Genomic DNA, 11,492 nt, shown 5'->3' on the forward strand with positions numbered 1-11,492 from the left:
ACCGCGGACTGGTCCCAGCTGATGTGGGTAGCCATCACCGGAGTGCTGTCACCGCGGCTCTCGAGCACACTGGCCAGCCAGACGGTCTGCGCCACAGTGGCGGTCTCGACGATCAGGTCCACCCTCTTCTGGGCGAAGGCCACCACCTGGGCCGTCATGTCGGTGTCGGTGGAGGGTTGATCCGCTGGACGACCAGCTCCAGGTTGTGGCGCTTGGCCACGAACTTCGCGCCGACGACGGTGTTGTCACCCGCGCTGCCCTCCATGGCCACCACCCCCTGTGGGGTCAGTACTGGTGTCCGGAGGGGGACTCGGCCAGTACGCACACGTGCTCCGTCGACAGAAACTGCTGGAATTGGGCTGAGGCAGCAAGCGCGACTCTCACGGTCAAGGTAGGAACCATGGCCAGCTGGATGCCACGAGCCCGCTGGCCGCCCCATGTGGCTGCGGGCCAGTTCCGGGGTTGTGAGGTACCGAGATCGGCAAGGGTCGCCGCTTTGGCGAGTTCGGCATACCAACGTCGTTGGCAGCAGTGGTCCTGACAGACAGACCACCGCATTCACTCCGCAACAACACGACGCGGCAGCTGCGCACGGCCTGCTCGACCAGCGTAGACGCGGCTCACCGACGCCGGGAGTGCATCCACGTCGGCCCGGTCCGACGCCAGGTGTGTGGGGTGTGCTGCAACAAACGGCGCGGACGAGTTGGCGCCAGCGTCCAGCATCCTCTTGGGGCCCCGCGCAGCGTGAGCCGCCGCGCGCTGTGGTCAAGACAGCAGTGGTTCGAGCGCGCCGTACAATCCTATTTCGCCCCGCAGCCCTACTCGGACCGCGAACGCGTCTGACACTCGCCGCTCGCCTCCCGATAGGCAGGGATGACCGGCGCCGTGCACATCCCCAATGCTATGAGACCCTCCCAGAGATTGCGACCCACTCTCGGCTTCGCACGCTCGTCGGATATCGGCTCGCTCATTTCAGCGGCCCATCGGGGTGAGCTCGAAGATCTCGATGACGAAGGTGCCGGATTCACCGTCGAGATAGGGATGTCCGGCGCACAGCGAGCGCGCATGGGAGATGGTCTCGGCTTCGATGACCGAGTAGCCGTTGAGCTCGGTCACCGGCACGTCGGAACCGTCGCCGGTCAATGCGCTTCGCACGCCGAACGGCTCCCCCAGGGACAGCAGCGCGCTGCTGAGCTGGTCGGTCCACCGCGCCCATGCCCGCATCTGAGCTTGGACCTGCTCCGCGGGGAAGTTCTCCAGGGGCCGGGCCGGACCCCGGTACAGCAACATGTACTGAGCCATCTGGTCACTTCCCCCCGCGCACGATGGCCCGGGCAGGGCAAAGGACTTCGGCCTGCTGCACATCCGCGGTATCGCCGTTGTTTTCGACATCCTCCTTCAGCAGGATGACGAGTCCGTCGTCATCCTGGTCGAAAACCTCGGGCGCCACATAGACGCATTGGCCCGCACCGATGCATTTATCGCGATCGACTACGACGCGCATGGAGTATTCCTGTTCATCAAGGGCTCGTACGGTGAACGATCGGCGACATCACCAGGTGATCGGCAATGCGTGCAGGCCGTAGATCCGCATGTCGTGTTTGAAGGGCAGCTCGTCGACCGGAGTCGCCAAGGTCAGCGTGGGAACCCGCCGCAACAGCGTGCCGTAGGCCACCTGCAGTTCCATCCGGGCCAGTGTCTGGCCGAGGCACTGGTGCGGTCCGAACGCGAATGCGAGGTGGTTTCTGGCATTTCGCCGAATGTCGACGACATCCGGATCGCCGGGGAACGCCTGCGGATCGCGGTTCGCCGTCTCGATCGCCAGGATCAGCCCCTCGCCGGCTTCGATGCGGACGCCGCCGACCTCGATATCGGTCATCGCGACTCGCCGGCGACCATGGTGCACTACGGTCAGGAATCTGAGCAGTTCCTCCACGGCGCTCTCGACGACGGAGGGATCGTCGCAATCACGCAGTACTGCAGCCTGTTCCGGGTTGGCGAGCAGCAGAGCGGTGCCGAGCGCGATCATGTTGGCGGAGGTCTCGTGTCCGGCCATCAGCAGGATTTTGCCGATGCCGGTGATCTCCTCGACGCTGAGTCGCCCGGATTCCACCAGGTGGCTGAGGATATCGTCGCCCGGGTTCGTCCGGCGCTCGACGACCACCGCACGGATGAGCCCGAGCAGTTCCTCCGCCGCGGCGCCGGCTTCCTCGGCGGAGGTCACCGTCGAGATCGAGGTACCGGCGAGCCGGTGGAATCGATCACGCTCGGTATAGGGAACACCGAGCAACTCGCAGATGACCAGGGACGGCAGCGGCAGCGCGAACGCCGAGACCAGGTCCGCCGCTCGGTTCTCCTGCGCCAGCATCTCGTCCAACAGTCGGTCGGCCGTCCGCTGGATCCACGGGCGCATCCGTTGTATCCGTTTGACCGAGAAATGCCCGGTCAACAGCCGGCGGTAGATCGCATGTTCCGGATCGTCCATCGACATGAACGGGCGGCTGCGCTGGACGGCGGCACGCAGGGCCACGGTCGAGATCGGATAGCCCGGCCTGGTCGCATCCGCACTCACCCGTCGGTCGCCGAGCAGCGCACGAACATCGTCGTAGCCGGTGATCAGCCAGGGCTCGCTGCCATCCCAGATGCGCACCCGCGTGATCCGGTCCGCCCGGCGCAGCTGCGGCGGCGGATCGAACGGGCACCCGGTATCGCGAGCCATCGGGAACACCGGGATATCGGTCGGGGCGCTCATGAGGACCGCGCCACCCGGGCTTCGATGATCCCAGCTGGGCCGCCGGTGGGCAGGACTCGTTCGATGACCAGACCCGCCTGGGTGAATAGGTCCCGGTACTGCTTTTCGGTCCGTTCCTTGCCGCCGAACAATGCCAGCAGGTTGAGGTCGGTGAGCAGCCCGAGGTGGGGCGTATTGCCTTCCGGCAGAACAATTTCGATGAGAATCAAGCGACTCTGCGCCGACATGGCGTCGCGAACGTTGCTCAGGATCCGCACGGAATCCTCGTCGTTCCAGTCGTGGATGATGTGTTTGAGGATGTAGGCGTCACCGCCCGTCGGCACCTCGTCGAAGAACGATCCGGGCCGAACCGTGCACCGGTCGGCCAGGCCGAGGCTCTCCATTCGCACCCGTGCGCCATCGACGACGGCCTGGAGGTCGTAGAGCACTCCCCTGGAATCGGATGCGCTCAGCAAGATCTCGCTCAGCAGCCGGCCGTGCCCGCCACCCACGTCGACGATCGTGGGATATCCCGAGAAGTCGTAGGAGGCGAGCACCGACTTCAGGGTCATGCCGGACACGCTGGTCTGAGCGTCGTTGAAGACCTTTCCGAACGCGGGATTCTGCCGCGTGAATTCGAAGAAGGGCACCCCGCGCACCGACGGCACCACCGACTCGCCGGTGCGGATGCCCTCGGACAGATGCGACCAATGCTCCCGATGCTCGGGAGATCCGACGAACAACGACCACGCCCGGACCGAGACCTCCGCGTCGGACCGCAGCGGATCCGACAGCTCGTTGAGCGCGTACCTCCCGTCGGCCTCGAAAGCGAAGACTCCGCGACTCGACAGCAATCGCAGCAGCCGGTGCACGGCATCCGCGTTCGCGGTGATCTTTTCCGCGATATCCGCGGCAGTCATCGGACCCGACGCCAGCACATCCGCGATTCCGAGATCCGCTGCCACATATATCGCCTGCGCGAACGAGCCGTTCCCGATCATCTCCATCAACGCGATAGCCGCTGGCTTCTTGTTAGGCGAATCAACCATTACACAACTCCTCGACGCGCACCTGATTTGATGCCCGAATCCTCGCAAAACCGAGTTCTGTTGTCGAGAACGTTTTTTCACACCTCGAGCACGTTGCCGCACAACAGCGCCCGGGTTACAGTCGGCGCACACATCGCTTGTATTACTGCGCCTTTCACGCAGGTCGGACAACGGCCGGAACACCCACGGTGTATCGAAATCCAGCCCGGCACGTCCCGTGCGATATCGACACCCGGACAATGAAGGAACTGGAAGATATGTGCGGACTAACGGGATGGGTCGACCACAGGGGGAACCTGACCTCCAGCGTCGCCACGATATCGGCCATGACGGCGACGATGGCCAACCGCGGCCCGGATGACGAGGGCATATGGGTCTCCGAGCATGCGCTGCTCGGGCACCGGCGCCTGTCGGTCATCGACCTCGCGGGCGGCAGGCAGCCGATGGCCGCCCGCGACGGGACCGGGGCCGAGATCGTGATCAGTTACACCGGCGAGGTCTACAACTTCATCGAATTGCGCGAAGAATTGCGCGGACTCGGTCACGCCTTCGGGACCGAAAGCGATACCGAGGTAGTATTGCGGGCATATCTGCAGTGGGGCAGCACATTTCCAGAACGTCTGAACGGCATATTCGCGTTCGCGCTCTGGGACAACCGAACCGAGGAGCTACTACTCGTCCGCGACCGTTTCGGCGTGAAGCCGCTGTACTACCAGCCGCTGAACGGCGGCGTGGTTTTCGGTTCGGAACCGAAAGCCATTCTGGCGCATCCCGATATCGAGGCCGTGATCGACCTCAATGGGCTGCGGGAGTTCTTCACCATGACGAAGACGCCCGAACTGGCGCCTTTCCGCGGCATGTTCGAGGTACGTCCGGGCACCGTGGTCAAGGTCGGCGCCGACGGTATCGAGAAGATCGTCTACTGGCAGCTGGCAGCCCGTGAGCACACCGACGATCTGGACACGACCATCGGCCACGTCCGGGAGTTGCTCGAGGATATCGTCCGGCGCCAGCTGATCGCCGACGTGCCGATCTGCTCGCTGCTGTCCGGAGGACTCGATTCGAGCGCCATCACCGCGCTGGCCGCCAAGGTGCTCGCGGAGCGCGGCGCACCTGCGCTGCGCACGTATTCGGTCGACTTCGCCGGCCACTCCCAGCGATTCACGGCCAATGCCGCATGGAAGGATCCCGACACCCCCTACGCTGTGGAGGTGGCCGAGCACCTCGGTGTCGATCATGTGATCGTCGAGCTGGACAATGCCGAACTCGTCGATCCCGCGGTCCAGACCGCGGTCCTGGACGCGTTCGATCTTCCGGTGATCATCAGCGATATGGAGTACTCGCTGTACCTGCTGTGCCGCGAGATACGCACGGCGGCGACCGTGGCGCTCTCGGGGGAGGCGGCCGACGAACTCTTCGGCGGCTACAACCAGTTCCACGACCCGGACGCGGTGGCGGCCGACGCGTTCCCGTGGTTCACCTCCGCCTCCAAGTCCGGCGGAATCGCCGCCCTGCACTCCCTGGGACTGTGGGAGCGGCTCGGCTTGGACGAGCACCTCAAACAGCGATACACCGAGGCCGTCGCTGAATGCCCCGTGTTGCCCGGCGAATCCGGTCACGAGGCACGCATGCGCGAGATCACCTATCTTCATCTGACCCGCTGGGAGAACATGCTGCTGGACCGCAAGGACCGGGTGAGCATGGCGGTCGGGCTCGAGGTCCGGGTGCCGTTCACCGATCACCGTCTGGTCGAATACGTCTTCAATACGCCGTGGTCGATGAAGACCTTCGATGGGCACGAGAAGAGCCTGCTGCGCGCGGCGGTCGCCGATCTGCTGCCGGAGTCGGTGGCCGAGCGCCGGAAGACTCCCTACCCGTCGACCCAGGATGTCGCCTACGAGCGGGCACTGCGCAGGCAGGTCGAGCAGCTCCTCGAGCCGGGATCGCCGGTCCTGAAGCTGGTGTGCGAGAGTAATATTCGTGAGCTGCTCGCCGCCCCGCCGGGCGCGCTGTGTGTCGGTGGCCCGTGGAGCGCCCGTATAGTGCTGGAACGGCTGGTCGCGTTCAATCGGATTGTCGGGGAGCACGATATCGCGGTGACGCTGGATTGAGGCATGGGCGGTCCGGCGTCAGCCGGATCGCCGCGCCCGAAGCGTCGACGGCTGATCGTAGGGCACGGAATCCGGGCCCGGCGCCAACAAAAGAATCTCTCCGATCAATCCGTTCAACAGTGGGTTGCCGGTGTGGTGATGCTCCGGAATCCTGTCATAGGACCCGACTTCGGCGCCCGTGCGCAACTCGGAGAGCATTCGCGCGAGGATCAGCTCGCCGTCGAGGGTGAGGACCGATTCCGGGTGGAACTGCACCGAGTAGAAGCCCGGACCGCGCAGTGCGTGCACTTCACCGGTCGCCGCGTCGCGTGAAACCTTGATCTGTCCGCTGAGCCCCAGACGACAGATCGTGTCCGTGCCGGAGTGCACGCTGAAACTGTTGTAGAAGCCGACGCGATGCACCGTGCCGAACAGATCCACCGGTCGCTGCACACCCTGGTTGGGGTAGACACGCCGGGCCAGGCGCATGCCCAGTAGATCGCCGAGCACCTGGTGACTCAGGCAGACGGCCAGGAAGGGCCGATTCTCGCGCAGCAGCCGATCCAGGGTGCGGCGCAATGCGGCGATCTTGCCGTCGGTGGCCACTCGCGGATCGCCCGGTCCGGGACCCATGACCACCAGGTCGTAGTCCGCCACATCGTAGGTCTCGTCGAAGCGGCGGATGGTCACCGCCGCACCGAGGGTGCGCAATTGGTGACCGAGCATCGCGGTGAAGGTGTCCTCGGCGTCCACCACCAGGACCCGGCCGTAGTCGACAGCGCCCTCGGAGGCCGTGCCCGCCGTTGACTCGGCGCGCCAGAACCGGGACACCCTGTCGTTGCGCTGGTTCAGCAAAGTCACGACCTCCGGATGCTCGGCGAACCGCACCGAAGACTGCGCGCCAAGGGCGGCCAGCACTGCCGAGGCTTTCGCCCGGGTCTCCGCCGCTTCGGCATCGGGGTCGGAATGCCGCACGATGGTGGCGCCCACCGCGACCTTCATCCGGCCCGCGGCGTCGATGTCCGCGGCGCGGATGAGGATGGCCGAGTCCATCCGTTCCCCGCCCCGCTCGTCCTCGCCGATCAAAGCGATGACACCGCTGTAGTATCCGCGTCCGGTCGGCTCGTATCTGCTGATGACACGGCAGGCGCTTTCCAACGGACTGCCGACGACGGTCGGTGCGAACATGGTCTGACGCAACAGATCCGCCGGACGCCGCGTGGTATTGCCTTCGATGAAGTACTCGGTGTGCGCGAGTTTGCTCATCTCCTTCAGATACGGCCCGACCAGGCGACCGCCCGACTCACAGAGTCCGGCCATCATCTTCAGTTCCTCGTCCACCACCATGTAGAGCTCGTCCGACTCCTTGAGGTCGGACAGGAAGTCCAGGATTCCGGGCAGCGACGGTCCCGAATCCGGATACCGGTAGGTGCCGCTGATCGGATTCATCGCCAGCAGGCCGCGGTCCAAGCTGAGGTGTTGTTCGGGTGTCGCACCGACGAAGGTACGCGTGCCGGTGTGCACGAGAAAGGTCCAGTACGAACCTGATTCGGCCTCCAGCAGGCGGCGGAACAGGGTAAGCGCGTGCCGGGGTCGATAGTCGGTGATGTCGGCGCAGTACGATCGCTTGGCGACGAAGTTGGCGCCGACGCCCCGGCCGATCTCATCGGCGAGAATCCGGCGCACCATTTGGCCGTATTCGCGGTCGCACAGGTCGAATCCGCCGCCGCTGACCGACATCGATTGTACTGGGATGCGGCTCAGCACTTCGTGTGCCGAAACCCGGGCTTGCTGTCGGATCTTCATGAGCAGCAGGGGTTCTCCGTCGTCCACGCAGTGGTATCCGCGTTCGGAGATCTGCCGGTAGGGCACCAGCGCGAGCACGTCGTGCCTGGCTCCGGTTCCACACGGCGTGCACATCGCGTCGATTTCGACGAGCGACCGGGCTTCGGCGAATTCGCCCAACAGCACGTCGATCTGGTCCGAGCCGTGTGGACGCGCGCGCCGCAGCAGCGCGAACGCCGGCGGATCATCAGCCAGAATCGTTTGCAGGAGATCAGCGTTCATCGTGTTTCTCCCGACTCGCGTACCCGCGCCAGCTGGCCGAGAAGACGGTCGGTGGTGGCGACCACCGCACACCTGCGGGCGGCGTAGTCGAGCGCGAGCCGATGGTCGTCCGGAGTGAAATCGGCTATCGCGTCGGCGACCAGGAACGGCTGTATATCGAACGAGAACGCATCACAGGCCGTGATCAGAACCCCGACGTGCGCGTACACACCGCAGATCACCAGTTGATCGCGTCCGGCCGCGCGCATCCGCTCGAGCAGGTCCGACTTGTGAAAGGCGCTGTAGCGCCATTTGGTCAGCTGCCAGTCTCCGTCGTTCGGCGTCAATGGTTCGACCACTTCACGGTCGGCGCGGGCCACCGTCATTCCGGGGCCCCAGAAGTCGCGCAGAAGTCCACGCTGCACCGGTGTCATCGAACCGGGCTGCGCGGTGTAGCACACCGGAATGCCCGCCCTCGAGCAGCTTTCACGCAGCAGCGTCGCATTCGCCAGCAACGTCCGGCCCGGCTCCGCGTCAGCGGGGAAAGGGCGCAAAAAGAACCGTTGCATATCGTGAATCAGCAGCACCGCACGCGCGGGATCCGCTTCCCACAAGGCGGTGTTGACCGGCAGCTCGAACTCGGCAGGCATGGGATAGGAGTCGATGTCGGGAATGCGCGCCTGCGGCGCTGTCCTGTTGTCAGACACCGAGACCAGCCCCGCCGTCGACGGTCAGATCGTGCATCGTAATGTGCCGGGCGTGATCGGAGAGCAGGAAGGCGACCGCGTTCGCGACATCCGACGGGCTCGCGATCCGGCCGAGCGGAATGCCCACCCGGTACGCGCCGAGATCCCCGTGCAGGGTGTCGTCGGCACCGTGGTCTTCCGACCACAACGATCGCAGCATGGGTGTGTCGGTGGAGCCCGGAGAGACGACATTGCAGCGGATCCCGTGCCGGGCGACCTCGAGCCCCAGGACTTTCGTGTACATGGTGGCCGCAGCCTTGGTGGCGGCGTAGACGGCCATACCCGCCCGCGGCGTCCGGGACGCGTTCGAGCCGATGGTGACGACCGCGCCCCGCGATCTGCTCACCATGGCACGCGTGACCGCCGAGGTGACCACGTACACCCCGCGAGCGTTCACGTCGAAGGTGCGATCCCACTCGTCCTCGGTGACGTCCAGCGCCGCGGCGGGGTGCAGCACACCGGCGGCGTTCACCAGGTATTCGATCGGCCCGAGTTCGTCCTCCACCCGGTCCACGAGACGCCGCACCTCGGCCGCGGAGCCGACATCGGCGGGGCAGGCGCGCACGTGCGCACCGCTCTCGGGGCACGCGTCCGCCACCCGCGTCAGCGCGGCGGCCTCGCGATCCACCGCCGCCACCGCGATACCCCGACGGCCGAGTTCCGCGACGATCGCCGAACCGATCCCTCCGGCGGCTCCGGTGACCATCGCGACTTTTCCGCTGTATTCCATCTCGTGGCTCATCGCCCTACTCGTTCCAATAGCTCGGTGACATTTCCAGGACCGAAATACTCTGTCGGAGAGATAGTTCCGGCTCCCACACTGACGAATCCGTCCATGGCCGCCTGATCCGTACGGGCGGCAAGCAGCAGTTGCTCGAGTTCCGGCGACGGAGCCTCCAGGCGGGCCAGCTGCGTCGTGTGCTCGTACAGCGGCAACCGTCGCTGGTCACGGATCCGTTGATAGTCCGCCATCGCCACCTCGTACGGCAGGTTGTCGTTCAGGTGGGAATGGACTGCCGTCGTAAGCAACTCGGCGCCCTCGAAGGCGTCGCTGATCCCCTGTGCGGTGATCGGATCGCGGCTGTAGGCGGCGTCGCCGACGAGCGCCCAGCCGGGGCCGTACGGCTTACGGAAGTAGTTGGCGCAGGCCGCGCCACTGAAGGGCTCCACTCTCGTGGCGTGGTCCACCCGGCGCGCGAACTCGGGCCACAGTTCCAGCGTCGCGCGGTAGTTGCCCTCGATATCGGCACGGAAGGCCAGCCGCTCGGCGTTCGGCCAGCAGACCACGACCAGGGTGAGGTCGTCGTTGGTCGGGATCGCCGCCCAGCAGCGGGACGGCAGGCTGTAGATCTCGAAGCCGTCCGTTGGCAGCCCACTCCAGTACGTGAAGTACTGGTACTGCAGCCGCGGCCGGGTGTGATACTCCTCGGCCTCGACGAGTTTCGCCACCCGCGACGAGCGCCCATCCGCGCCGATTACCAGTCGGGCGCGTTCCTCTACGGTGACGCCGTCCCGATCGTGCCCCCGGATACCGACCACGACATCGTCCTCGACAATCAACTCGTCGAAGGTGCAGCCTTCACGGATCTGCACACCGGCCGACGCCGCGGCGTCGACGAGAATCTTGTCGAGCAACGTTCTCCTGGGCGCATATCCGGTACGGATGCCATCACTCGGCAACGGCCTGCCGGACAGACTGACCGGGCCGTCCGTGAGGGCGAAGTTGAAGGTGAACTTGTCGATCGCGGGGGTGCCTGCGGCGATCACGGCGTCGAGCAGACCGAAGCGGCGCAATGCCGCCACGCCCGGCGCGTTGATCATGTGCGTCGACAGGGCATCACTCGGGAACGTGGCGCGGTCGACCGCGAGTACGCGATATCCCCTGCGCGCCAGCAACATTGCTGTGGTCGATCCCGCGCACCGCGCGCCCACCACGATCACATCGTATTTCGACCTCATAGAACACTTCCCAGGATCGGGCCGAGCGGGCGCCTCGGCGGCGCCCCGAATGGAAGCGGGCAGGGAACTCCGAAGCACAACGGAGTCCCCTGCCCACGGGGATCAGCCGACCGGCTGCGCCGGGCGATCCGAGGCGCGGCGAGGTTCGTGCGCCACGTCACCATCACCGAACTCGCGCATCCAACAAGCGAATTCGAGGAGAATTCCGTCCGGGTCCTGGAAGTAGAGCGAGCGATGGAAGACGTCCGGGTTCACCTCCTGCGCCACGGTCGAGGGGCTGTTGTCGTGGTTCATCTCATCGACCCGGATCCCCTTGGCGATCAGGCGATCCCGGTACTCCTCGAACTTCTCGGGCGGCACGTCGAACGCGATGTGGTTCACCGCGCTCACCCGCGTCTGCCACTTCTCCTCGTCGACACCCTCGGTCGGCGGCGGGTTGAAGTAACCCGGCAGCGCACCCGGCCGGTTGACGAACCAGAAGAAGGTGAGGACGTTCCCATTGCCCACGTCGAAGACGAACTGCTGCCCGCCCGCCGGCATCTTCGGCAGCTCGATCGTCTTCACCAGAGGCATCCCGAGGACACCCGAATAGAATTCGACGGTTCGCTCCATGTCGTCACAAATCAACCCGACGTGATTGAAACCCCGCAGTTCGAACTCTTTGTTTTCCTGACTTTCCACTGACTTACCTCCACCTGATCTGAAACGACGCGTCGATACTAACGCGCTCTTTTCGAACTTGTCGCGCCCCGAGGAGAATTCGACGATGCAGTTATTCCTCAATTTTCGGGCATGACCGATAAATACTGGGCGGCCGATTGATTCGATAATTCACGCCACGACGAAAGGGTGCGTGACGCCGCAGGCCACT

The 11,492-nt window shown here is 65.1% G+C and carries 10 protein-coding genes; 1 reads left to right on the forward strand and 9 read right to left on the reverse strand.

Going from position 1 to position 11,492, the window contains the following annotated elements:
- Window positions 1–972 precede the first annotated feature (972 nt).
- From ABZS43_RS35045 to ABZS43_RS35060, 4 genes are read right to left on the reverse strand one after another with little or no spacing between them, the layout of a single operon-like run.
- On the reverse strand, window positions 973–1,302 hold the full coding sequence (locus tag ABZS43_RS35045; RefSeq protein WP_355040303.1) for a hypothetical protein: 330 nt from the start codon (window positions 1,300–1,302) through the stop codon (window positions 973–975).
- Between the two features lie 4 nt (window positions 1,303–1,306).
- Entirely contained in the window at window positions 1,307–1,504 is a 198-nt protein-coding gene (locus ABZS43_RS35050) for a ferredoxin (protein ID WP_355040304.1), read from the reverse strand.
- 48 nt (window positions 1,505–1,552) lie between these two features.
- Window positions 1,553–2,752: a cytochrome P450 gene (locus ABZS43_RS35055; RefSeq protein ID WP_355040305.1), complete on the reverse strand. Its 1,200-nt coding sequence runs from the start codon at window positions 2,750–2,752 to the stop codon at window positions 1,553–1,555.
- Entirely contained in the window at window positions 2,749–3,780 is a 1,032-nt protein-coding gene (locus ABZS43_RS35060) for a methyltransferase (protein ID WP_355040306.1), read from the reverse strand. The genes ABZS43_RS35055 and ABZS43_RS35060 overlap by 4 nt, the downstream gene beginning before the upstream one ends.
- Before the next feature lie 257 nt (window positions 3,781–4,037).
- On the opposite strand from ABZS43_RS35060, the gene asnB reads away from it, so the two are divergent.
- Window positions 4,038–5,891 (forward strand): asparagine synthase (glutamine-hydrolyzing), encoded by a 1,854-nt coding sequence (gene asnB, locus ABZS43_RS35065; RefSeq protein ID WP_355040307.1) that lies wholly within the window; start codon window positions 4,038–4,040, stop codon window positions 5,889–5,891.
- Window positions 5,892–5,909: 18 nt separating this feature from the next.
- Here the strand turns inward: asnB and ABZS43_RS35070 are convergent, their stop codons facing one another.
- The 5 genes from ABZS43_RS35070 to ABZS43_RS35090 all read right to left on the reverse strand — a co-directional run bounded on the left by ABZS43_RS35070 (window position 5,910) and on the right by ABZS43_RS35090 (window position 11,302).
- Window positions 5,910–7,937, reverse strand: coding sequence for an anthranilate synthase family protein (locus ABZS43_RS35070; RefSeq protein WP_355040308.1), 2,028 nt, complete (start codon window positions 7,935–7,937; stop codon window positions 5,910–5,912).
- A complete protein-coding gene (locus ABZS43_RS35075) occupies window positions 7,934–8,566 on the reverse strand; it encodes an isochorismatase family protein (protein ID WP_355040315.1) in 633 nt (210 codons plus the stop codon). Before ABZS43_RS35075 ends, ABZS43_RS35070 begins: the two co-directional genes overlap by 4 nt.
- A gap of 49 nt (window positions 8,567–8,615) precedes the next feature.
- The gene (locus ABZS43_RS35080; RefSeq protein WP_355040309.1) at window positions 8,616–9,404 is read right to left on the reverse strand and encodes a 2,3-dihydro-2,3-dihydroxybenzoate dehydrogenase; all 789 of its coding nucleotides are present in this window, start codon (window positions 9,402–9,404) and stop codon (window positions 8,616–8,618) included.
- The gene (locus ABZS43_RS35085) at window positions 9,401–10,621 is read right to left on the reverse strand and encodes an NAD(P)/FAD-dependent oxidoreductase (protein WP_355040310.1); all 1,221 of its coding nucleotides are present in this window, start codon (window positions 10,619–10,621) and stop codon (window positions 9,401–9,403) included. The genes ABZS43_RS35080 and ABZS43_RS35085 overlap by 4 nt, the downstream gene beginning before the upstream one ends.
- A 102-nt stretch (window positions 10,622–10,723) precedes the next feature.
- On the reverse strand, window positions 10,724–11,302 hold the full coding sequence (locus ABZS43_RS35090; RefSeq protein ID WP_355040316.1) for a VOC family protein: 579 nt from the start codon (window positions 11,300–11,302) through the stop codon (window positions 10,724–10,726).
- Between the last annotated feature and the right edge of the window lie 190 nt (window positions 11,303–11,492).

Source organism: Nocardia sp. NPDC005366, assembly GCF_040606855.1.
In the GTDB taxonomy this organism is placed as follows: Bacteria; Actinomycetota; Actinomycetes; order Mycobacteriales; family Mycobacteriaceae; genus Nocardia.